This window comes from Enterobacter sp. DC1 (genome assembly GCF_000568075.1).
In the GTDB taxonomy this organism is placed as follows: Bacteria; Pseudomonadota; Gammaproteobacteria; order Enterobacterales; family Enterobacteriaceae; genus Enterobacter; species Enterobacter asburiae.
In genome coordinates this window covers 443,155-465,817 of sequence record NZ_AZUA01000003.1, presented here as the reverse complement: position 1 = coordinate 465,817, position 22,663 = coordinate 443,155, and the positions used below count along the sequence as shown (strand labels likewise).

Annotated in this window: 21 protein-coding genes and 3 tRNA genes; 11 read left to right on the top strand and 13 right to left on the bottom strand. The window is 55.8% G+C overall.

Annotated elements, in window-relative coordinates; genetic code table 11:
• Nucleotides 1-5 precede the first annotated feature (5 nt).
• From P346_RS09465 to syd, 6 genes are all read right to left on the bottom strand, one after another.
• Entirely contained in the window at nt 6-1,346 is a 1,341-nt protein-coding gene (locus tag P346_RS09465) for an enolase C-terminal domain-like protein (protein ID WP_032660521.1), read from the bottom strand.
• The gene (gene gudP, locus P346_RS09470; protein ID WP_023309021.1) at nt 1,346-2,701 is read right to left on the bottom strand and encodes a galactarate/glucarate/glycerate transporter GudP; all 1,356 of its coding nucleotides are present in this window, start codon (nt 2,699-2,701) and stop codon (nt 1,346-1,348) included. The genes P346_RS09465 and gudP overlap by 1 nt, the downstream gene beginning before the upstream one ends.
• Before the next feature lie 335 nt (nt 2,702-3,036).
• A complete protein-coding gene (locus P346_RS09475; RefSeq protein WP_032660251.1) occupies nt 3,037-3,486 on the bottom strand; it encodes a flavodoxin in 450 nt (149 codons plus the stop codon).
• Nucleotides 3,487-3,510: 24 nt separating this feature from the next.
• Nucleotides 3,511-4,287: a tRNA pseudouridine(65) synthase TruC gene (gene truC, locus P346_RS09480; RefSeq protein WP_032660250.1), complete on the bottom strand. Its 777-nt coding sequence runs from the start codon at nt 4,285-4,287 to the stop codon at nt 3,511-3,513.
• Nucleotides 4,284-4,613 (bottom strand): YqcC family protein, encoded by a 330-nt coding sequence (locus tag P346_RS09485; protein WP_032660248.1) that lies wholly within the window; start codon nt 4,611-4,613, stop codon nt 4,284-4,286. Before P346_RS09485 ends, truC begins: the two co-directional genes overlap by 4 nt.
• 630 nt (nt 4,614-5,243) lie before the next feature.
• A complete protein-coding gene (syd, locus tag P346_RS09490; protein ID WP_032660247.1) occupies nt 5,244-5,789 on the bottom strand; it encodes a SecY-interacting protein in 546 nt (181 codons plus the stop codon).
• Nucleotides 5,790-5,858: 69 nt separating this feature from the next.
• Here syd and queF point away from each other — a divergent pair, with 69 nt between their 5' ends.
• The 5 genes from queF (at nt 5,859) to xni (ending at nt 12,294) form a co-directional block, all read left to right on the top strand.
• Nucleotides 5,859-6,701 carry an NADPH-dependent 7-cyano-7-deazaguanine reductase QueF gene (gene queF, locus P346_RS09495; RefSeq protein WP_021241894.1) on the top strand — a complete coding sequence of 281 codons (843 nt, stop codon included), beginning with the start codon at nt 5,859-5,861 and terminating at the stop codon, nt 6,699-6,701.
• Between the two features lie 116 nt (nt 6,702-6,817).
• Nucleotides 6,818-8,182, top strand: a complete 1,365-nt coding sequence (gene ppnN / locus P346_RS09500) for a nucleotide 5'-monophosphate nucleosidase PpnN (protein WP_023309027.1) — start codon at nt 6,818-6,820, stop codon at nt 8,180-8,182.
• A 515-nt stretch (nt 8,183-8,697) separates the two neighbouring features.
• Nucleotides 8,698-9,993, top strand: coding sequence for an HAAAP family serine/threonine permease (locus tag P346_RS09505; RefSeq protein ID WP_024909280.1), 1,296 nt, complete (start codon nt 8,698-8,700; stop codon nt 9,991-9,993).
• A 65-nt stretch (nt 9,994-10,058) separates the two neighbouring features.
• Nucleotides 10,059-11,426, top strand: a complete 1,368-nt coding sequence (gene sdaB, locus P346_RS09510; RefSeq protein WP_023333255.1) for an L-serine ammonia-lyase II — start codon at nt 10,059-10,061, stop codon at nt 11,424-11,426.
• Between the two features lie 112 nt (nt 11,427-11,538).
• Nucleotides 11,539-12,294, top strand: coding sequence for a flap endonuclease Xni (xni, locus tag P346_RS09515; protein WP_032660246.1), 756 nt, complete (start codon nt 11,539-11,541; stop codon nt 12,292-12,294).
• A gap of 60 nt (nt 12,295-12,354) precedes the next feature.
• Here the strand turns inward: xni and rlmM are convergent, their stop codons facing one another.
• From rlmM to P346_RS09535, 4 genes are all read right to left on the bottom strand, one after another.
• Nucleotides 12,355-13,455, bottom strand: a complete 1,101-nt coding sequence (gene rlmM / locus P346_RS09520) for a 23S rRNA (cytidine(2498)-2'-O)-methyltransferase RlmM (protein WP_023309030.1) — start codon at nt 13,453-13,455, stop codon at nt 12,355-12,357.
• Nucleotides 13,448-13,843: a DUF423 domain-containing protein gene (locus P346_RS09525; protein ID WP_023309031.1), complete on the bottom strand. Its 396-nt coding sequence runs from the start codon at nt 13,841-13,843 to the stop codon at nt 13,448-13,450. Before P346_RS09525 ends, rlmM begins: the two co-directional genes overlap by 8 nt.
• A 39-nt stretch (nt 13,844-13,882) precedes the next feature.
• Nucleotides 13,883-14,800 carry a glycine cleavage system transcriptional regulator GcvA gene (gcvA, locus tag P346_RS09530; protein WP_023309032.1) on the bottom strand — a complete coding sequence of 306 codons (918 nt, stop codon included), beginning with the start codon at nt 14,798-14,800 and terminating at the stop codon, nt 13,883-13,885.
• A 349-nt stretch (nt 14,801-15,149) separates the two neighbouring features.
• The gene (locus P346_RS09535) at nt 15,150-15,377 is read right to left on the bottom strand and encodes a YgdI/YgdR family lipoprotein (RefSeq protein WP_008499648.1); all 228 of its coding nucleotides are present in this window, start codon (nt 15,375-15,377) and stop codon (nt 15,150-15,152) included.
• A gap of 192 nt (nt 15,378-15,569) precedes the next feature.
• Between P346_RS09535 and csdA the strand changes: the two genes are divergently transcribed.
• Nucleotides 15,570-16,775: a cysteine desulfurase CsdA gene (gene csdA / locus P346_RS09540; protein WP_032660245.1), complete on the top strand. Its 1,206-nt coding sequence runs from the start codon at nt 15,570-15,572 to the stop codon at nt 16,773-16,775.
• The gene (csdE, locus tag P346_RS09545; protein WP_023333259.1) at nt 16,775-17,221 is read left to right on the top strand and encodes a cysteine desulfurase sulfur acceptor subunit CsdE; all 447 of its coding nucleotides are present in this window, start codon (nt 16,775-16,777) and stop codon (nt 17,219-17,221) included. Before csdA ends, csdE begins: the two co-directional genes overlap by 1 nt.
• Here csdE and tcdA read toward each other — a convergent pair.
• Together tcdA and mltA are read right to left on the bottom strand one after the other, a co-directional pair.
• Nucleotides 17,212-18,018 carry a tRNA cyclic N6-threonylcarbamoyladenosine(37) synthase TcdA gene (tcdA, locus tag P346_RS09550; protein ID WP_032660244.1) on the bottom strand — a complete coding sequence of 269 codons (807 nt, stop codon included), beginning with the start codon at nt 18,016-18,018 and terminating at the stop codon, nt 17,212-17,214. The genes csdE and tcdA overlap by 10 nt on opposite strands.
• A 75-nt stretch (nt 18,019-18,093) precedes the next feature.
• Nucleotides 18,094-19,191: a murein transglycosylase A gene (mltA, locus tag P346_RS09555; RefSeq protein ID WP_023309035.1), complete on the bottom strand. Its 1,098-nt coding sequence runs from the start codon at nt 19,189-19,191 to the stop codon at nt 18,094-18,096.
• 208 nt (nt 19,192-19,399) lie between these two features.
• Between mltA and P346_RS09560 the strand changes: the two genes are divergently transcribed.
• From P346_RS09560 to P346_RS09570, 3 genes are all read left to right on the top strand, one after another.
• A tRNA-Met gene (locus tag P346_RS09560) sits at nt 19,400-19,476 on the top strand.
• Between the two features lie 44 nt (nt 19,477-19,520).
• Nucleotides 19,521-19,597, top strand: a tRNA-Met gene (locus P346_RS09565).
• A 44-nt stretch (nt 19,598-19,641) separates the two neighbouring features.
• Nucleotides 19,642-19,718, top strand: a tRNA-Met gene (locus tag P346_RS09570).
• Between the two features lie 88 nt (nt 19,719-19,806).
• Here P346_RS09570 and amiC read toward each other — a convergent pair.
• Entirely contained in the window at nt 19,807-21,060 is a 1,254-nt protein-coding gene (gene amiC / locus P346_RS09575; protein ID WP_029740496.1) for an N-acetylmuramoyl-L-alanine amidase AmiC, read from the bottom strand.
• Between the two features lie 227 nt (nt 21,061-21,287).
• Here amiC and argA point away from each other — a divergent pair, with 227 nt between their 5' ends.
• On the top strand, nt 21,288-22,619 hold the full coding sequence (gene argA / locus P346_RS09580; RefSeq protein WP_032660243.1) for an amino-acid N-acetyltransferase: 1,332 nt from the start codon (nt 21,288-21,290) through the stop codon (nt 22,617-22,619).
• The last annotated feature ends 44 nt before the right edge of the window (nt 22,620-22,663 follow it).

The following is a 22,663-nucleotide window of genomic DNA, read 5'->3' as shown; positions in this document are numbered from 1 at the left end:
TTTTATCAGTGACGTCCGAAAACAGGGCGCTTACGGTCAAATGTCCAGCCGGGGATCAGGTACTGCATCGGGCCCGCGTCGTTACGCGCGCCGCCAGGTAGCTTTTTATACGCCTCATGGGCTTTATGGATCTGATCCCAGTCAATCTCCACGCCCAGGCCCGGCGCATCCGGTACGGCAATCTTGCCGTTGATGATTTCCAGCGGATTTTTCGTCAGGCGAGCTTCCCCTTCCTGCCAAATCCAGTGGGTGTCGATGGCGGTCGGGTTACCCGGCGCCGCCGCGCCAACGTGGGTAAACATCGCCAGCGAAATATCAAAGTGGTTGTTCGAGTGACAGCCCCAGGTCAGCCCCCAGTCATCGCACAGCTGCGCCACGCGAACTGCGCCTGAAAGCGTCCAGAAGTGAGGGTCCGCCAGCGGAATGTCGACGGCGTTCAGCATCACCGCGTGACTCATTTCACGCCAGTTGGTGGCGATCATATTGGTCGCGACAGGCAGCCCGGTGGCGCGACGAAACTCGGCCATGACTTCACGGCCCGAGAAGCCCTGCTCCGCGCCGCAGGGGTCTTCCGCATAGGTCAGGACATCCCCCAGCCCTTTGCATAGGTTAATCGCTTCATCCAGCAGCCAGGCGCCGTTGGGATCGACGGTGATCCGCGCATCCGCAAAGCGTTTTTTCAGCGCCCGGGCCGTTTCAATCTCCTGCTCGCCGGGCAGCACGCCGCCCTTCAGCTTGAAATCCTTAAAGCCGTAGCGATCCTGCGCCGCCTCGGCCAGCCGCACCACCGCGTCGCTGGAGAGCGCTTCCTGGTGGCGCAGGCGATACCAGTCGTGATCGCCCGTGGATCGCGCCAGATAGGGGAGATCGGTCTTATTGCGATCGCCAACGTAGAACAGATAGCCCAGCACGGTAACCGCATCACGCTGTTTGCCGGGCCCCAGCAGCTCGCAAACCGGAACATTGAGCGCTTTACCCAGTAAATCGAGCAGGGCGGCCTCCAGGGCGGCGACCGCGTTGACCCGCAGTTCAAACGTCCAGGCACCTTTACCGAACGTATCAAAGTCCGCCGACTGATTGCCCTTATGCACCCGCTGAACCACCTTGTTCAGACGGGCGACCTCCTGGCCTACGACCTGCGGAATGGCATCGACCAGCGTCTGGTAGATCACCTCTCCGCCCGGGGCTTCGCCCACACCGGTATTCCCTGCGCTGTCTTTCAGCACGACGATATTACGGGTAAACCAGGCGTTATGCGCACCGCCAATATTGAGCAGCATGCTGTCCTGCCCGGCCACCGGGATGACCTTCATCTCCGTGACGGTTGGACTCGATTGCGTTGTCATCATCCACGCTCCGCTACAGGTTTAAGTTCGACGCGTTTGATATCCCCCACCAGCACCAGGTAACTCAGCACCGCCACCAGCGCATGCACCCCAACATAGATCAGCGCACCGTTGAAAGAGCCGGTGGTGCCGACGATGTAGCCGATAGCGATTGGCGTCACAATCCCGGAGATGTTGCCGAACATGTTGAACAGACCGCCGCTCAGGCCGCTGATCTCTTTCGGTGCCGTATCCGCCATCACCGCCCAGCCCAGCGCGCCAATGCCTTTGCCGAAGAAGGCCATCGCCATAAAGCCGATAATCATCCATTCGGCGTTGACGTAGTTACAGAACACCATGGTCATGGAGAGCAGCATGCCGAGCACAATCGGGGTTTTACGCGCGATGTTCAGTGACCCCGTGCGGCGCATCAGCCAGTCGGAAATCACCCCGCCGAGCACGCCGCCGACGAAGCCGCAGATTGCCGGGACCGACGCGACAAATCCCGCTTTCAGAATCGACATGCCGCGTGCCTGCACCAGGTATACCGGAAACCAGGTGATGAAGAAGTAGGTTAAGGCGTTAATACAGTACTGGCCCAGATAGATACCGATCATCATGCGCGAGCCGACGAGCTGCTTGATCTGCGCCCATTTCTGGCTGAACGGGACTTTTGCTTTTGCGGATTTCTGATCCATGTTGATCAGCGCTCCGCCTTCCGCGATGTACTCCAGCTCTTTTTTGTTCACGCCAGGATGCTGGTTGGGTTCGTGGATCACTTTCAGCCAGACGAAGCTGATGACGATCCCAAGCCCGCCCATGAAGAAGAAGACGTGTGACCAGCCCACCTCATGCGTCAGCCAGCCCATGATTGGCGCGAAGATCACCGTTGCGAAGTACTGTGCTGAGTTGAAAATCGCCACCGCCGTTCCCCTCTCCTGCGCCGGGAACCATGCCGCCACAATTCGGCTGTTCCCCGGGAAGGAAGGTGCTTCCGCTAAGCCCACCAGGAAGCGCAGCGTGAAGAGCGCCACGATAATGCCGAAGCCGCTGAAGATATCGACGAAACCCTGCAACAGGGTAAACATCGACCAGATAAAGATGGACCAGAAATAGACGCGTTTAGATCCAAAACGGTCCAGCAGCCAGCCGCCAGGAATTTGCCCGATGACGTAGGCCCATGAGAATGCGGAGAAAACGTAACCCATGCCCACCGGATCGAGGCCGATATCTTTTGCCATTTCCGAACCGGCAATCGACAGCGTGGCGCGGTCACCATAGTTAAAGGATGTGACGATAAACAGCATCACCACTATCCAGTAGCGGGCATTGGTGCGCTTTTCAGCGCTGCTCGCTGCGTGGCTTAATGTACTCATTGTTGCACTCCTGAAACATAGCTTTCGCCTGGTTCATTCTGTACAGCACCGGTAGGGTAATCAGAATGAGATTGGTGTTTTGTCGTTTTGGTACGGCCTGACGCCGTTTTATAGTGACCGGAAAAGTATATGAAGGAGTGGCCCGTTCTCTCACCGTGCAAAAACACAGTATTGAAGGGTGCATGAGAGGTTGTTTATGGCATAAGCCCAGGGGAATGGAAGGTGGTTCACGGAATTGGCGTTTGGTGCGGTTTGTAGCGCCGGGCGGCGGCTACGCCTTACCCGGCCTGGAAAACCCGTAGGCCCGCGCAAGCGAAGCGCCGCCGGGCAGAGTGTTATTTGAGAAGTGAGGCCCAGTTCTCCACCCACGGGTTCGACTCGCTTTCTGGCTCCGGGTGCTCCCCGGCATCAATTAGCAGCATCTCGCCGACGCGCTGGGCGCTCTGTTCCTGCAGGAGCGCATCGAACTGCTTGCCGCCGCCGCAGAAGTTGGCGTAAGAGCTGTCGCCCAGGGCAATGATGCCGTAGTGCACGTCCGGCTGATAGCCAAGCTGGTCTTTAATGCCCTGGAACAGCGGCACGATGCTGTCCGGCAGATCGCCCTGCCCGGTGGTGGAGGTCACCACCAGAATGTATTTATCTTGATACTTTTCCCAGTCAGCCAGTTCCGGGTCTTCATAGACCGTGGCTTTATGGCCCTGGCTGGCGAGTATTGCCTCAGCCTCTTCCGCTACCAGCAGCGAGTTGCCGTACATTGTGCCGACAAAAATGCCTACTTCAGCCATGATATTTTCCCATAATGAATGCGTTTACCGTTCATCCTGAACGTTGCCCGATACAAACTCAACCCTTTCATTTTCGGGGAGTTGTCCCAGCCAGCCAAACTGTGACAGCGCCTGCATCCAGACGTCGTCCAGCTCCGCACGAATAGTCAGCGGTTCGCCGGTAAACGGGTGCGTCAGGCTCAGCTCGCTGGCGTGCAGCATCAGACGATGGCAGCCAAAGTGTTCGGCCGCACTGCGGTTCTGGCGCAAATCACCGTGTTTGCTGTCACCAATAATCGGATGGCGCAGGTGCGCAAGATGGCGTCGCAGCTGGTGCTTACGCCCGGTTTTAGGCAGAAGCTCAACCAGGCTGTAGCGTGTGGTCGGAAATTTGCTGGTTGCAACCGGCATTTCGGTCGTCGCCATGCCGCGATAATCCGTTACTGCGGGCTGCGGACCTTTGTCATCGCGGGCAAATTTATCGGCGATTTTGTCCAATTCCTCTACCAGCGGATAGTCCAGCGTGGCGGCTTCCGTCAGCCAGCCGCGCACGATCGCGTGGTAGCGCTTTTGCATCTGATGCTGTTCAAACTGCTGTGACAGCAGGCGTCCCGCCTCGCTGGAAAGCCCCATCAGCAGCACGCCTGAGGTCGGCCTGTCGAGACGATGGGCGGTAAAAACATGCTGACCAATCTGGTCGCGAACGGTCTGCATCACCACCACTTTCTCATCGCGATCGAGCCAGCTGCGGTGTACCAGCCAGCCTGACGGTTTATTTACCGCCACCAGCCACTCGTCCTGATAGAGGATCTCAAGCGTCATGCATCTTCACCGGCAAACAGGGCATCCAGTTTTTCCAGTTCGATCAGCATCACGTCGCGCGCCGGGTGCGTCGCCTCGAGCGCCATTTCATAGTAGGGAGAGACAGCAAACGCCTGCGGAAGCGGGTGACCGCCCTCAAGCAGGGCGTGCATGCGCGGAATTAACACCCACTGCAGCCACTCAAACGGGGCCAGCGTATCCAGGCAGAAGGGCTGAGTGCTCGCGAACGCTTCTGGCTGCGGCGCGGTCTCCTGCCACAGCTGATGTTGGCGCAAAAGGGCTTCGATGGCGTGCAACTGAGCACGAACGCTATCGTGTTGCGTCATAGTAACCTCAACTGAAAAAGTGAACGGCGCGCAGCATAGCATTGCGGAAGGCAGAAATAAAAAAAGGGAGCACTGTAAAAACAGTGCTCCCGGTTCGTTTCGCAGCATTCCAGCTACAATTCGTGCTCCCTGCTCATCCGTGACAACTTTTCCTGAAGCCCGAAGGCCTGGTCATCCGTAAGCCAATGCATCCTGCACACATCTTCCTGACGTGTTTGTTTCATCCCGAAACGTCCTGGCCTTCCTGACCCACCGATCATCCTGACCGGCTCTCGTTCTCCTTCCTGGAGGTGTCCCTTACGCATCCTGCGTTATCCACTTCGCTTCATCCTGAAGCCTTCCTGCAGCGCCATCCTGACGAGTCCTGAGTGAGAAACGCCATCATCCTGATGTTCGTTTCTCGTGTCGGCGTCCTGTCGACGGAGATAGAATCCGCTATTCCGCTTCGTCTTACAACCCACCCTTTCTGGGTTGTAAGCCGTAAGCAATCCCTGAAAACAACACAGTGAATAAGTAATTCATTGAAAAATAGACTGATATTAATCTGAATTAAATGAGGTAATACTGAATCTTCAGCGATCTCTCACAAACGTTGTAAGAGATCTCTCACACGCGCGATAGCATCATGGATTACAGAAGTGGCTCAAGACGGGTGAGGAAATCCGCAAGAGAGGGGGCGAGAGTCTCGCGATTGCGGGTGCCGATAGTCTCTTTAACCACTTCACCTGACAGGTTACAGACGGATAACACATCAAGTTCGCTGTCCAGCGTGGCAATAAAGAGCGTCGGAGAAAGCTTCAGGCGTTTTTGCGTGACCAGATGACCAATCAGGTTTTCCTGAACACGCTGCAGATCGTCTTCGCTCCAGGTCTGCAACAGCGTCAGCGTGATATCAGCAAAGCGCGCGGGCATATCCCCTGCGAACTGCGTGGTATAAAACGCATGAACCGCTGGTTGTACCACAATGTCCATTGCCCGTTCAACCGCATTTACATTTTGCTCGCCGTCGAAAGGTTTTGGCTGCCAGATAACGTAATCGTCGACTGAAGAGATAATGCACGGCGAAGGTACACCATACAAATCAGCACTTTGCGGCCAAGTCTGGTCCTTTTCATGCCATGCGTCGCAATAGCGGGCCGTGAAGGCAGTGAGGGCATTTGCAGTTTCGATGTCCACCGATTTCTCTCTTCTTGTCAGACAGGATAAACTCAGGCCATAAGTGTACCTGTAAAGTGGCTATGAAACATGTCTTACGAAAATCATCAGGCGTTAACCGGCTTAACGCTGGGTAAATCGACCGATTACCGCGATACCTACGATGCAAGCCTGCTGCAGGGCGTGCCACGCAGCCTGAACCGCGATCCTCTGGGCCTGCATGCGGATGCCTTGCCGTTTGTCGGCGGTGACATCTGGACGCTGTACGAACTCTCGTGGCTTAACGCGCGCGGTCTGCCGCAGGTGGCAGTGGGCCACGTTGAGCTGGATTACGCCAGCGTTAATCTCGTCGAGTCCAAAAGCTTTAAGCTCTATCTCAACAGTTTTAACCAGACAAAATTCAACAGCTGGGACGACGTTCAGCACACCCTGGAACGTGATTTAAGCGCCTGCGCGCAGGGAAAGGTGAGCGTTTCACTGTATCGCCTGCACGAGCTGGAAGGGCAGCCGGTCGCCCACTTCAACGGGACCTGCATCGACGATCAGGATATTGAGGTGGAGAATTATGAGTTCAGCGCCGACTACCTCGAAAACGCGGCGAGCGGAAAAGTGGTCGAAGAGACGCTGGTCAGCCACCTGCTGAAATCCAACTGCCTGATCACCCACCAGCCGGACTGGGGCTCGGTGCAGATCCAGTACCGCGGCCCGAAAATTGACCGGGAAAAATTGCTGCGCTACCTGGTGTCGTTCCGCCATCACAACGAATTTCACGAGCAGTGCGTGGAGCGTATCTTTAGCGATATTCAGCGTTTCTGCCAGCCAGAAAAACTGAGCGTTTACGCGCGCTACACCCGCCGTGGCGGTCTGGACATCAACCCTTGGCGCACCAACACCGATTTTGTGCCGGCAACGGGACGGCTGGTGCGTCAATAATATAAATATTTTCACAATATGCGCGGTATCTTCCGCGCTTTAGGTTGTGAAACGTCACGCGCCAGGGCTATTGTAATCAACAGGGAAAGACGATAATCGTCCCGTAAGGAGCTCACTTGATTACACATATTAGCCCGCTTGGCTCAATGGATATGTTGTCGCAGCTGGAAGTGGACATGCTTAAGCGCACGGCCAGCAGCGATCTTTATCAACTGTTTCGTAACTGTTCACTTGCCGTACTGAACTCCGGAAGCCTGACAGATAACAGTAAAGAACTGCTGTCCCGCTTCGAAAGCTTTGATATCAACGTGCTGCGCCGCGAGCGTGGCGTGAAGCTTGAAGTCATCAACCCGCCGGAAGAGGCCTTTGTCGACGGGCGCATCATTCGTTCACTTCAGGCTAACCTGTTTGCCGTACTCCGTGACATCCTGTTTGTTAACGGGCAGATCCACAACGCAGGCCGTTTCCAGCATCTCGACCTGGAAAGCTCGGTCCATATCACCAACCTGGTGTTCTCCATTTTGCGTAACGCCCGTGCCCTGCACGTTGGCGAAGCGCCGAACATGGTCGTCTGCTGGGGCGGCCACTCCATTAACGAAACCGAATACCTTTATGCGCGTCGGGTTGGCACCCAGCTTGGCCTGCGCGAGCTGAATATCTGTACCGGCTGTGGTCCGGGTGCGATGGAAGCGCCAATGAAAGGCGCCGCGGTAGGACACGCGCAGCAGCGTTATAAAGAGGGGCGCTTTATCGGCATGACCGAGCCGTCAATTATTGCCGCTGAGCCGCCTAACCCGCTGGTTAACGAGCTGATTATCATGCCGGATATCGAGAAGCGTCTTGAGGCGTTTGTCCGTATCGCCCACGGCATTATCATCTTCCCGGGCGGCGTGGGAACAGCGGAAGAGCTGCTCTACCTGCTGGGTATTCTGATGAACCCGGCCAACAAAGATCAGGTTCTGCCGCTGATCCTGACCGGGCCAAAAGAGAGCGCCGACTACTTCCGCGTGCTGGACGAGTTTATCGTGCACACGCTGGGCGAAGCCGCGCGTCGTCACTATCGCATCATCATTGACGATGCCGCGGAAGTGGCGCGCCAGATGAAAAAAGCGATGCCGTTGGTAAAAGAAAACCGTCGCGATACCGGCGATGCGTACAGCTTTAACTGGTCAATCCGTATCGCGCCGGATCTGCAGATCCCGTTCGAGCCAACGCACGAAAATATGGCGAACCTGAAACTCTATCCGGACCAGCCGGTGGAAGTCCTGGCTGCCGATCTGCGTCGTGCCTTCTCCGGGATTGTGGCGGGCAACGTCAAAGAGATGGGCATCCGCGCTATTGAACAGTACGGTCCGTACAAGATCCACGGCGACCCGGAGATGATGCGCCGCATGGACGACATGCTGCAGGGCTTTGTCGCTCAGCACCGCATGAAGCTGCCGGGCTCAGCCTATATTCCTTGCTACGAAATCTGCACATAACGCTCAGCAGCATCTGATCGAAGCCGGGTCGCCCTGTTGCGCGTCCCGGCTTTTTTATTACCGAGGTAATTCATACGCATCACTTATGTCTTTTACAAACTATGCGCAAACGCAAACGATTACCTTGTTTTTTCAACCGTAAATTATCAGCCTTAATCCAAATTACCCGCCAGAAAATACTAAAAACCCATTTCTTTACAGCTAAAGACACCTATATCACGGGTCAGTCTTTCAGCTCACATGTCGTTGGTGGTAGCCTTCGCGCCCGTAAATTCTCTTTGACGTTTTTTTAACAGATAAATGGTCTAAAGATGCCCACATCATAAGTGGATTATTGCATTTGGGATCAGGATCACTGATAGATTCATAACTAGAATGTATCTTTCCGCCCGCCAATAGTTACGGGCGAAAATTATTAAAAAACCGTCACTGAACGAATTTCATATTACCGTCAGGCACTTTTTCATCGGATTTGACTAAAAAACCTGACAATTCGCTTCCTCCAGGAGATACAGATGGAAACCACTCAAACCAGCACCGTTGCTTCGATTGAATCCCGAAGTGGTTGGCGCAAAACGGATACCATGTGGATGCTTGGCCTTTACGGCACGGCAATCGGCGCTGGTGTACTGTTCCTTCCTATCAACGCAGGCGTCGGCGGTCTGATCCCGCTGATCATTATGGCTATCATTGCTTTCCCGATGACCTTCTTCGCACACCGCGGTCTGACCCGCTTCGTGCTGTCCGGTAAAAACCCGGGCGAAGACATCACTGAAGTTGTTGAAGAGCATTTCGGCGTTGGCGCAGGTAAACTGATTACCCTGCTCTACTTCTTCGCGATTTACCCTATTCTGCTGGTCTACAGCGTGGCAATCACCAACACCGTTGAAAGCTTCATGATGCACCAGCTGCACATGACGCCGCCTCCGCGTGCGATTCTGTCTCTGATCCTGATCGTGGGCATGATGACTATCGTTCGCTTCGGTGAGCAGATGATTGTGAAAGCAATGAGCGTACTGGTCTTCCCGTTCGTGATTGCTCTGATGGTGCTGGCTTGCTACCTGATCCCACAGTGGAACGGTGCAGCGCTGGAAACCCTGTCCCTGAGCAGCGCATCGGCAACCGGTAACGGCCTGCTGATGACCCTCTGGCTGGCGATTCCGGTAATGGTGTTCTCTTTCAACCACTCCCCAATCATCTCTTCTTTCGCTGTGGCGAAACGTGAAGAGTACGGTAATGGCGCAGAGAAGAAGTGCTCCAGCATCCTGGCACGCGCTCACATCATGATGGTACTGACCGTTATGTTCTTCGTCTTCAGCTGCGTACTGAGCCTCTCCCCGGCGGATCTGGCGGCAGCGAAAGAGCAGAACATCTCTATTCTGTCTTACCTGGCGAACCACTTTAACGCACCGGTCATTGCGTGGATGGCACCAATCATCGCGATCATCGCCATCACCAAATCCTTCCTGGGCCACTACCTCGGCGCGCGTGAAGGCTTCAACGGTATGGTGATTAAATCTCTGCGCGGTAAAGGCAAGAGCATTGAAATCAACAAGCTGAACAAAATCACTGCGCTGTTCATGCTGCTCACCACCTGGGCGGTAGCAACGCTGAACCCAAGCATCCTGGGCATGATTGAAACCCTGGGCGGCCCGGTCATCGCGATGATTCTGTTCCTGATGCCGATGTACGCGATTCAGAAAGTCCCTGCTATGCGCAAGTACAGCGGTCATGTGAGCAACGTGTTTGTAGTAATCATGGGTCTTATCGCAATCTCTGCGATCTTCTACTCCCTGTACACCATGTTCTGATTATCACCCGCGCCGTCTACGGACGGCGCACTCCTCCCTCTCTGACTGAAAGCAATGGACGCATCATGATTAGCGTATTCGATATCTTCAAAATCGGTATTGGTCCTTCCAGCTCTCACACCGTCGGACCAATGAAAGCCGGTAAGCAGTTCACGGATGACTTGATTGCACGCGGCATCTTGCATGACATTACCCGCGTGGTTGTCGATGTATACGGCTCGCTTTCCCTGACCGGGAAAGGCCACCATACCGATATCGCCATTATCATGGGCCTGGCGGGAAACCTGCCGGATACCGTTGATATTGATGCGATCCCTGGCTTCATCCAGGATGTGAACACCCACGGTCGCCTGCTGCTGGCGAACGGTGAGCATGAGGTTGAATTCCCGGTTGACCACTGCATGAATTTCCATGCGGACAACCTGTCGCTGCACGAAAACGGCATGCGCATTACCGCGCTGGCCGGCGACAAAGCGGTATACAGCCAGACGTATTACTCTATCGGCGGCGGTTTTATCGTCGACGAAGACCACTTTGGTCAAACCGATAACGCTTCCGTCGAGGTGCCGTATCCGTACAAAACGGCGGCGGATCTTCAGCGTCACTGTCAGGAGACGGGCCTTTCCCTCTCCGGCCTGATGATGAAAAACGAGCTGGCACTTCACAGCAAAGAAGAGCTCGAACAGCACTTCACTAACGTCTGGGAAGTGATGCGCGGCGGTATTGAGCGTGGGATCACCACCGAAGGCGTTCTGCCTGGCAAGCTTCGCGTGCCGCGTCGCGCTGCTGCGCTGCGCCGTATGCTGGTGAGCACCGACAAAACGACGACGGACCCGATGGCCGTCGTAGACTGGATCAACATGTTCGCCCTGGCGGTGAACGAAGAGAACGCCGCAGGCGGCCGTGTGGTCACCGCGCCGACTAACGGTGCCTGCGGTATCGTTCCGGCGGTGCTGGCGTACTACGACAAGTTTATCCGTGAAGTGAACGCGAACTCACTGGCGCGCTACCTGCTGGTCGCCAGTGCGATTGGTTCGCTGTACAAGATGAACGCGTCCATTTCCGGTGCGGAAGTTGGATGTCAGGGTGAAGTCGGCGTGGCGTGCTCCATGGCGGCGGCGGGTCTGGCCGAACTGCTGGGTGCAAGCCCGACACAGGTGTGCATCGCTGCGGAAATCGGCATGGAACATAACCTGGGGCTGACCTGTGACCCGGTTGCCGGACAGGTACAGGTGCCGTGCATCGAACGTAACGCGATTGCCTCCGTGAAGGCGGTGAACGCGGCACGTATGGCGCTGCGCCGCACCAGCGAGCCGCGCGTCTGTCTCGATAAGGTTATCGAAACCATGTACGAAACCGGTAAAGATATGAACGCTAAATACCGCGAAACCTCTCGCGGCGGCCTGGCGATGAAGATCGTGACCTGCGATTAAGCCTCTCAGGAAGCCTCGTTTTGCGAGGCTTCTTCCTGTTTTCCCCACCATTCATAGTTTCGCGCTGCTGACAGTGTTACCCTTCACGCATGAGATAGAAGGGAGATTATCTGTGGCCGTTCATTTACTTATCGTCGATGCTCTTAACCTGATCCGCCGTATCCATGCGGTACAGGGGACGCCTTGTAAAGACACCTGCCTGCACGCGCTGGAACAGCTTATCCGCCACAGTGAACCCACCCACGCGGTCGCGGTATTTGATGACGAAGCCCGCAGCACGGGCTGGCGACACCAGCGTCTGCCGGACTACAAAGCCGGACGCGCCCCGATGCCGGACGATCTTCACGCTGAATTGCCCATGCTGCGCGCTGCATTTGAACAGCGTGGCGTTCCCTGCTGGGGTGCACAGGGAAATGAAGCCGACGATCTCGCGGCCACACTGGCCGTAAAGGTGGCAAGCGCCGGGCATCAGGCTACTATCGTTTCAACTGACAAAGGCTACTGCCAGCTGCTCTCTCCGACTATCCGCATTCGTGACTATTTTCAAAAACGCTGGCTGGACGCGCCGTTTATTGCCAGCGAGTTTGGCGTCTCGCCCGAGCAACTGCCGGATTACTGGGGGCTGGCAGGCATCAGCAGTTCAAAAGTTCCGGGTGTCGCCGGTATTGGGCCGAAGAGCGCCGCACAGCTGCTGACCGATTTTCAAAGTCTGGAAGTGATTTACGCCCGTCTGGATGAGGTGCCAGAAAAGTGGCGCAAGAAGCTGGAGGCGCATAAAGAGATGGCGTTTATCTGCCGGGAAATCGCAACGCTACAGACGGATTTACAGCTGGACGGGAATTTACAGCAGTTGCGGTTAGAACGTTAAAACGACTTCAGGGTTTTGTAGGCCCGGTAAGCGTAGCGCCACCGGGCAATAGAACACGGACTATCGCTCGTCGCGACGTCCGCCGACCGCAGCCCACCAGCGACGAATATGAACCGTCACCTCTTCACGGTCGTGATAGAGCTGACGCGCCTGGATCTCCACGTTAATTCCGTGTTCATCCATCTGCTCCTGAATGTAGGCCAGGTTCTGCGACACTTCCTCATAGCGCTTTTTCATCGGCAGCTTGAGGTTGAAAATGGTCTCACGACACCAGCCGTTGACCAGCCAGGAAGCCATCAGCGCGGCGACTTTTGCCGGCTTCTCAACCATATCGCACACCATCCACGAGATGTTATTACGGTTCGGGCGATAGCGGAAACCGTCTTCACGCAGCCAGGTGACCTGCCCGGTGTCCATCAGGCTTTGCGCCATTGGGCCGTTATCAACGGACGATACCCACATATTGCGTTTCACCAGCTGATAGGTCCAGCCGCCCGGGCACGCGCCAAGGTCGACGGCGTACATGCCGTTTGCCAGACGCTCATCCCACTCATCCGCCGGGATAAAGACGTGGAACGCCTCTTCCAGCTTGAGCGTGGAACGGCTTGGCGCATCGGACGGGAAGCGCAAACGCGGAATACCCATAAAGAAGGGAGAGTTGTTGGTGGTGTACGAATAGCCTGTATAGCAGCAGCCCGGTGCGATAAAGAAGATATGCACCACCGGACGCTTCGGCGTTTCGTAGTTCGTCAGCACGCCCGCATCACGCAGCGCCGCACGCAGCGGCACGGTGAACTTACGGCAGAACTTCATCAGCTCTTTACTTTCGTTGGTATCCGCCACTTCAACGCGCAGATCGCCGCCCTTCTCCACCACGCCCTGCAGCATGCCGACAATAGGCGTGATGCGGTCTTCCGGCGGAAGATCCTTCAGCAGCTCACCCGCGACAAACATCTGGCGAGCGAAGATCAGCGAGCTGAACGGCAGCTCGCGCGCCAGCTTGTCTGCGTCTTCAGGCTGATAGCACTCGAATACGACATAACCCGCGTTTTCTTTTACACGGGCAAAGCCGAAGACTTCGCGCTTCGCCGCTTTATCGGTAATTTCCGCGGCGCACTCTTTCTCAAACCCCGGGCGACAATATAAAACAACCTTATTCATGAACAACGCCCTTGCGTTTCAGACGGATAGCTCCGATAAACATTAATACCCAACCCGCCAGGAAGCTGAAGCCGCCGACAGGTGTAACGAACGCCCACAGGCGCAGATGTGAGAGCGCAAGGCAGTACAGGCTACCGCTGAACAACACGGTACCCAGCGCCATAAACACGCTGCTCCAGTAAAACCAGATACTGATACGACGCTGCATCGCCACCGCCAGCCCAAAAATCGCCAGCGTGTGGAACGCCTGATATTCAAGGCCGGTCTGGATCCAGCCCATCTCTACTGCGCCCAAAGACTTGCTTAATACATGTGCGCCAAAGGCGCCCAGTGCAACAAAAATAAAGCCACTCACCGCGGCAAAAATCAGCATGAATCGGCTGGTCATGTTTAAGTCCTGAGTTGATGCGTGCCCGGCACACAAACGTTATTGCTCATACCTGAAGCGGAATTTTTCTTGCTCGGTTGCCGCTTTCGCCAGTATCCACTGCCGGAAGGCGGCTATTTTACCCAGTTCTGCCTGACTGTCATGACAAACCAGATAAAACGCATTCTTGCTGACCAGTACATCATTAAAAGGGCAAACCAGGCGGCCTGCCTCAATTTCGGACTGCGCCATGACGTTGTTCGCCAACGCCACGCCCTGCCCGTGAATGGCAGCCTGTAACACCATCGCACTGTGGCTAAAAATGGGTCCCTGCTGCACGTTAATATGTGTAAGACCTAATTGACGGGTATAAGTTTGCCAGTCGCGGCGAGAGGCATCATGCAAAAGCGTATGCTGAGCCAGGTCAGCGGGTGACTTCAGCGCCTTCTCACCTGTTAACAGCAGAGGAGAACAGACCGGCAGGAGATATTCTGCGTATAATTTTTCAACGCGCAAGCCCGGCCAGTTACCGCGACCATAAAAAATGGCGACATCCACGTCATCGGCCAGCTTGTCCTCCTGACGATCCACCGCCTGGATTCGAACGTCGATCCCCGGATAAGCTGAGTTAAAGCTTGAGAGTCTCGGCACCAGCCAATGAATGGCAAAACTGGGCAATAAACTGACGGTCAGGGCACCTTTTGCACTGCGAGCCTGCAGCTTACGCGTGGCTTCCGTAAGCTGGGAAAAAATCTCTTTAATATCCTGAAAATAGCTCTGCCCCTCTTCGGTCAACAGCAACGAACGGTTGCGTCGACGAAACAGCTTAAGGCCCAGAAAATCCTCAAGAGACTTGATTTGGTGACTTACTGCGGCCTGTGTCACAAAAAGCTCATCTGCCGCGCGGGTGAAGCTCAGGTGACGTGCTGCTGCATCAAAAACACGTAATGCATTAAGGGGTGGCAATCGCTTTGACATGGTTATCTGGCTTAGATGTTAACGGATTTTAACAAATAGGAAACAACGTTTAACCTATTAGTTTTTTTTATCTGAGCCATTATAATTTGTCCGTTGAGGAACTACCAGCAAATACCTATAGTGGCGGCACTTCCTGAGCCGGAACGAAGAGCTTTTTTCGGAATGCGTGTTCTGAAGGGCTTTTGGCTTACGGTTGTGATGTTGTGTTGTTGTGTTTGCAATTGGTCTGCGATTCAGACCACGGTAGCAACGCTACCAATTTTTCACTTCCTGTACATTTACCCTGTCTGTCCATAGTGATTAATGTAGCACCGCCAATTTGCGGTGCTTTTTTTTCGCCTGCGATCTGTTAATGCTCGATCTCTTTCATCTCTTTAACGTCCGTGCGGTTGATCTGCTGCTTGTTCCCGTTAGCATCTTTGTACGAAATCATCCCGGTATCATTATCGGTAGTCGGTTTCCCTTCCGAAACGATAGAACGACCATCGTTGGTGTGCATCACGTAGTTGTTACCAGAACAGGCGCTCAGGGCAAAAGTAAACGCACAGGCAGAAATGATTGCAGCTGTCTTATTCATGATTATTCTCCTTTAGCAATTAATGCTATTCAAACCTCGATTTATAACAGGCTAAAACATCCGCCTAACACTATTTAGCATAACCTGCTTTTTTGAGGTCGTAAGGATAAGCAGACAATTCTGATAGATATCAACCTCCTTGCCCTGCCGCTGAAATTGCGCGACGATCGCTATATTGAAATGAGGAATCCCATGAACGCTTTCAGTCCTGCGCAGTTCCGCGCACAGTTTCCGGCCCTGGCCGATGCCGGTATTTACCTGGATAGCGCCGCCACCGCCCTTAAGCCACAGGCGGTGATTGAGGCCACGCAGCAGTTCTACAGCCTGAGCGCCGGGAACGTGCATCGCAGCCAGTTTGCCGAAGCGCAGCGATTAACCGCGCGCTACGAAGCCGCACGCGATCAGGTCGCGCGCCTGATCAATGCCGAAAGCGGGAAAAACATCGTCTGGACGCGCGGCACGACCGAAGCCATCAATATGGTGGCCCAGTGCTACGCGCGCCCGCTGCTTCAGCCGGGCGACGAGATCGTCGTCAGCGAGGCGGAACATCACGCCAACCTGGTGCCATGGCTGATGGTGGCCGAGCAAACGGGTGCGCGCGTGGTGAAGCTTCCACTGGGTGCAGACCTTCTGCCCGACGTAGCCCGTCTCCCCGAGCTGATTACATCCCGCAGCCGCATTCTGGCGCTCGGACAGATGTCGAACGTCACGGGAGGTTGCCCGGACCTGGCTCAGGCCATTCGCATCGCCCATGCCAGCGGGATGGTGGTGATGGTCGACGGCGCTCAGGGCGTGGTGCACTTCCCCGCTGATGTGCAGGCGCTTGATATCGATTTCTATGCCTTCTCAGGACATAAGCTCTACGGGCCAACCGGTATTGGGGCGCTGTACGGCAAGCCAGAACTGCTGGCAAAAATGACGCCGTGGCTCGGTGGCGGCAAAATGATCGCCGAAGTGTCGTTCGATGGCTTCAAAACTCAGGATGTTCCCTATCGCCTGGAGGCCGGTACGCCGAACGTGGCGGGGGTGATTGGCTTAAGCGCGGCGCTGGAGTGGCTGGCTGAAACCGACATTGTTCAGGCTGAAAGCTGGAGCCGGGGGCTGGCGACGCTGGCAGAGGAAGAGCTCAAAAAGCGCCCGGGATTCCGCTCGTTCCGCGTTCAGGACTCCAGCCTGCTCGCCTTTGATTTTGCGGGCGTTCACCATAGCGACATGGTGACGCTGCTGGCCGGATACGGCATTGCCCTGCGTGCCGGACAGCACTGCGCCCAGCCGCTGCTGGCAGCGCTCGGCGTTAACGGTACGCTGCGCGCCTCGTTTGCGCCGTATAATACCCAAAGCGACGTCGACGCGCTGGTTGCCGCCGTTGACCGCGCCCTTGAAATACTGGTGGATTAATGACAAGCGCTGCTTTAGCCGGACATCCGTTTGGCACCGTAATCACAGAAGAGACCTTAAAACAGACCTTCGCCCCGCTCCAGCAGTGGGAAGATAAATATCGACAGCTGATCCTGCTGGGTAAACAGCTCCCTGCGCTTTCAGACGATCTTAAGGCGCAGGCGAAAGAGATTGCCGGCTGTGAAAACCGCGTCTGGCTGGGCGTGAGCGTCTCCGGCGAAAAGCTGCACTTCTTTGGCGACAGCGAAGGCCGCATCGTCCGGGGCCTGCTGGCCGTATTGCTGACCGCTGTGGAAGGGAAAAGCGCGGCGGAACTGCTGGCACATTCGCCGCTGGCGCTATTTGATGAGCTTGGGCTGCGCGCGCAGCTCAGCGCTTCGCGCGGCCAGGGGTTGATCGCGCTCAGCGACGCGGTACTGGATGCCGCACGTCAGGCTCAGGCCTGACGTTCCGCCTTCGCCATCATTTTCTTGAGGGCGTGAGACACCGCCACAAAGCCGAAGGAGGCGGTCACCATGGTGGCCGCACCAAAACCTGAGGCGCAATCCATTCGTTTTGGCCCTTCCGCCGTGCTTTTCATCGCGCAGACTGAGCCATCCGCCTGCGGGTAGACCAGCGCTTCGGTCGAGAACACGCAGTCGACGCCGAGCTTGCCTTTGCTGTTCTTCACCACGTTAAAATCGCTCTTCAGGCGTTCGCGCAGCTTGGCAGCCAGCGGATCCTGAATGGTTTTCGCCAGATCTGCCACCTGGATCTGCGTCGGATCGATTTGCCCGCCCGCACCGCCCGTCGTGACCAGCGGCACCTTGTAGCGACGGCAGTATGCGATCAGCGCCGCTTTTGGCCGCACGCTGTCGATGGCGTCAATCACATAGCTGTAGCCTTTGCTCATGTACTCCGCGACGTTATCTGCCGTCACAAAGTCGTCGATCACCGTCACGCGGCACTCCGGGTTGATGAGACGAATACGCTCCGCCATCACCTCAGATTTTGCCCGGCCGACGCTATCGCGCAGGGCGTGGATTTGACGGTTGGTGTTGGTGACGCAAACGTCATCCATGTCAATCAGCGTGATTGCGCCAATACCGGTTCTCGCCAGCGCTTCTGCCGCCCACGACCCCACACCACCAATGCCCACGACGCAGACGTGCGCATCCGCAAACAGCTGTAGGGCTTTTTCACCATATAAACGTGCCGTCCCGCCAAAACGCTGGCGCCAGGCGTCGCTGATTACCACAGACATAAAACCTCAGATGTAAAAAGGGTGAGGTTTTCCTCACCCTGAACAGTAATCCGTATTGTGCTCAGAATACCACAATCAGCCGCTGAATACGTTTCCAGCACCCGGCGCCGCCTTCAGTACCCACACGCGTCCGTAGTGGTTATACCAGCCCGCGCGATGGCCTGCGTCAGGGCCAATACCCTGATAGATGTCGAAGTGCTGGCCTTTAATTGCCCCGCCAACGTCCAGCGCCACCATCAGACGCAGCTCATACTGGCCGTTGAACTTGCCGTTATTGTCCAGCAGAGGGACTTCAGCCAGCAGCGTGGTGCCTGCAGGAATAATAGAACGATCCGATGCTACCGACGCGCGGCCAATTAGCGGAACGGCACTCGCCCCTTTCACCGGCGCGAAGTTTTGCGGTTTGAAGAAGACGAACGACGGGTTCTGCTCCAGCAGCTCGCGCACCTCGGCTTCGCTGTGTTTCTCGCCCCACTCGCGGATCGCCTGCATCGACATATCTTCTTTCTTCACTTCGCCGCGGTCGATCAGCACCTTACCGATACTGCGATAGGCGTGGCCGTTTTTACCGGAATAGCTGAAGAAGTTAAGCGGCGACCCGTCGCCAAAATCAATGTAGCCGCTGCCCTGAACGTCCATGATGAAGTTATCCATCAGGGAGTTGCTGTAGGCCAGAACGTAGTTCTCGCTCAGCGCACCGGCGTAGATCTCAGCGCGAGACGGCAGACGACCGCGTTTTGGCGGCATACGGTAGATAGGATACTGGAACTCGCCCTGACGGGAGTGTCGTGCCTGGATAACCGGGGTGTAGTAGCCGGTAAACTGGACGTTGCCGTAATTATCGGCCCCTTCCATCTGCCAGGCGTCGATACCAAACTGGCGCATGTTGCGCGTATCGCCGCCTGCTTTAAGCCAGTCCTGGACCGCGTTATACACGCTACTCTGGGTGCCATACAGACGCGGCGACGCGTTGCGGATCTGGTAGACCTGCTCGGAGAAATCACCGGCATTAATCGGTGCGCCGACGGCATCAGGCTGATTAACTAAAGAGAAAGGCTGGGATAACTTCCCGTCTTTATACTGTTGACCGCGATCGGTCGGTTTGGAAGAACAGGCCGCAAGAATCGCTACCATTGCGCCCGCCATCAGATACTTCGCCCAACGTCCTTTCATTATATCTCGTCTTTAAGTTGCCCATTTCCGCGTGATGAAGATAACAAACCGCCAGGGCTAATGAAATGCGATCGCATGCCCTTTGGCAAATTTTGCGCAAAAAATAGTCCAAACAGAGCCATGTCGTTCAATTTGCATACAAAATCATGATTTATGTGAAAAAGGGGTTGCATCACAAACCTATCCGAGTATAGTGCGCATCCACGGACGCGGGGTGGAGCAGCCTGGTAGCTCGTCGGGCTCATAACCCGAAGGTCGTCGGTTCAAATCCGGCCCCCGCAACCAATTAAAATTTGATGAAGTATCTTCTACGACTGTAGAAAGACGGACGCGGGGTGGAGCAGCCTGGTAGCTCGTCGGGCTCATAACCCGAAGGTCGTCGGTTCAAATCCGGCCCCCGCAACCAATCAAATTTGAAGAAGTAAGTTTCTACACGAGTAGAAAGACGGACGCGGGGTGGAGCAGCCTGGTAGCTCGTCGGGCTCATAACCCGAAGGTCGTCGGTTCAAATCCGGCCCCCGCAACCAACACTTCTGAAAACAATAAACACCCTTAAGGGTGTTTTTTTGTATCTGTCGTTTGTGAATTTGCCGGGCGTTTACCCGGCTGAAAGATTTACCCGCGTCGCGCCAGCGTCGCCCCGTCTGAGAAATACGCCCGTATCCCCGCCAGAATCGACTCCGCAACCTCCTGCTGGAATTTTGCCGTCTTGAGCTTGCGCTCTTCTTCAACGTTACTGATAAACGCGGTTTCTACCAGAATGGACGGGATATCCGGTGCCTTGAGTACCGCAAACCCGGCCTGTTCAACGCTGTTTTTATGCAGCTTATTGATGTTGCCCAGCTTGCCCAGCACCGCTTTACCAAACTTCAGGCTGTCGTTAATGGTCAGCGACTGCACCATATCGAACATAGTGTGGTCGACGTAGCGGTCGCCGCTTTTGCTCACGCCACCGATCAGGTCAGAGGCGTTCTGGGAGTCCGCCAGGAATCTTGCTGCGGTACTGGTCGCGCCTTTGGTTGAGAGCGCGAACACCGACGAGCCGCTTGGCTGGCGGCTGGTAAACGCATCCGCATGGATCGACACGAACAAATCGGCGCGCTGCTTCTGCGCTTTCGCCACCCGGACCTTCAGCGGAATAAAGATATCTTCATTGCGCGTCATATAGGCGCGCATATTGCCTTCTTTATCAATCAACGCCTTCAGGCGGCGTGCAATTTGCAGCACCACGTCTTTTTCACGCGTGCGGTATTTCCCCACGGCGCCAGAGTCTTCGCCGCCGTGGCCGGGATCGAGCATGATCACAATCGGACGATCGCGCCCTGCTTTCCCCGGCTGCGGGCCGCTTTGCGCAGGCGGCACCTGACGCTGAAGATCGCCCTTGTTGTAGTCCTCCAGCAGAGCGAGAAGCGGATCCTGGATATCCGTCGCATTGGCCGGGTAGAGATCCATCACCAGGCGCTCTTTAAACGTCGCGACGGGCGCCAGGGCGAACAGCTGCGGCTTAACGTTCTGTTTAAGCTCAAACACCATGCGCACGGTTTGCGGATCAAACTGCCCGACGCGCGCCGATTTAATAAACGGATCGTCGCCGCGGATCTGCGCCGCCATCCCTTTCAGCACGGAGTTGAGGTTAACGCCTTCGAGATCCACCACCACGCGTTCCGGGTTGCTGAGGGCAAATTGCTTATATTTCAGCACGCGATTGGATTCGACCGTCACGCGCGTATAGGTCGACGACGGCCAGACGCGCACCGCCACCACCTGACTGGTGGCGGCAAGACCGACCTGACTGACGCTAAGCAACCACATTGCCCCGGCCCCTTTTAACAAACGGCGGCGGCTTATTGCTGAATTGGATCCCGACATGCTTCTCCCGAGCAAGAACACTGACTGATATACAAAATGTCCAAATTGACCGAAAACTTTAACGAATGACGCATAAACTGTCATCTATAAAAGGGTAAACAATCATACGCTAACGCACGGATTACTTACCAATTTCTGTGGGTCGCGGAAAATTTGCACTTGCACACGCGACCACAATCGAATAAAAATACAGAAATTACGAATAAACATTCATTAAGGGTTGTGCCATGGTGAAGGAACGTAGAACCGAACTGGTCCAGGGATTCCGCCATTCTGTTCCCTATATCAACGCCCATCGGGGAAAAACGTTTGTCATCATGCTTGGCGGCGAAGCCATTGAGCATGAAAATTTTTCCAGCATCGTCAATGACATTGGCCTGCTGCACAGCCTCGGGATCCGCCTGGTGGTGGTGTATGGCGCGCGTCCGCAGATCGACGCCAACCTGGCCGCTCATCACCACGAGCCGATTTACCACAAACACACCCGCGTCACCGATGCCAAAACCCTGGAGCTGGTAAAACAGGCGGCGGGTCTGCTGCAACTGGATATTACCGCGCGTCTCTCCATGAGCCTGAACAATACGCCGCTGCAGGGCGCGCATATCAACGTTGTGAGCGGCAACTTTATCATTGCCCAGCCGCTAGGCGTGGACGATGGCGTGGATTACTGCCACAGCGGCCGCATTCGTCGTATTGATGAGGAAGCAATTCACCGCCAGCTGGACAGCGGTGCCATCGTGCTGATGGGCCCGGTCGCCGTTTCCGTGACCGGCGAAAGCTTTAACCTGACGTCCGAAGAGATCGCCACGCAGCTGGCGATCAAGCTGAAGGCGGAAAAAATGATTGGGTTCTGCTCCTCCCAGGGCGTCGTGGACGCTGAAGGAACAATCGTACCGGAACTCTTCCCGAATGAAGCCCAGGCCCGCGTGGAAGCGCTGGAAGCCGAAGGGGATTACCACTCCGGCACCGTCCGCTTCCTGCGTGGCGCCGTGAAGGCCTGCCGCAGCGGCGTGCGCCGCAGCCACCTGATCAGCTATCAGGAAGACGGAGCCCTGCTGCAGGAGCTATTCTCCCGCGATGGTATTGGTACACAGATTGTGATGGAGAGTGCGGAGCAGATCCGCCGCGCCACCATTAATGACATCGGCGGCATTCTGGAGCTGATCCGCCCGCTGGAACAGCAGGGCATTCTGGTGCGTCGCTCACGCGAACAGCTTGAGATGGAGATCGACAAATTCACCATTATTCAGCGCGATAACCTGACCATTGCCTGCGCCGCGCTCTATCCGTTCCCGGAAGAGAAGATCGGTGAAATGGCCTGCGTGGCGGTGCATCCTGACTACCGCAGCTCTTCACGCGGCGAAATGCTGCTTGAGCGCGTGGCGGTACAGGCGCGCCAGATGGGGCTAAGCAAGCTGTTCGTCCTGACGACGCGCAGCATTCACTGGTTCCAGGAGCGCGGATTCACGCCGGTGGATATCGATTCCCTGCCGGAAACGAAGAAAGAGATGTACAACTATCAGCGTCGTTCAAAAGTGCTGATGGCTGACCTGGGATAATACAACGCTTGCCGGGTCGCGCTGCGCGTACCCGGCTTACAGGT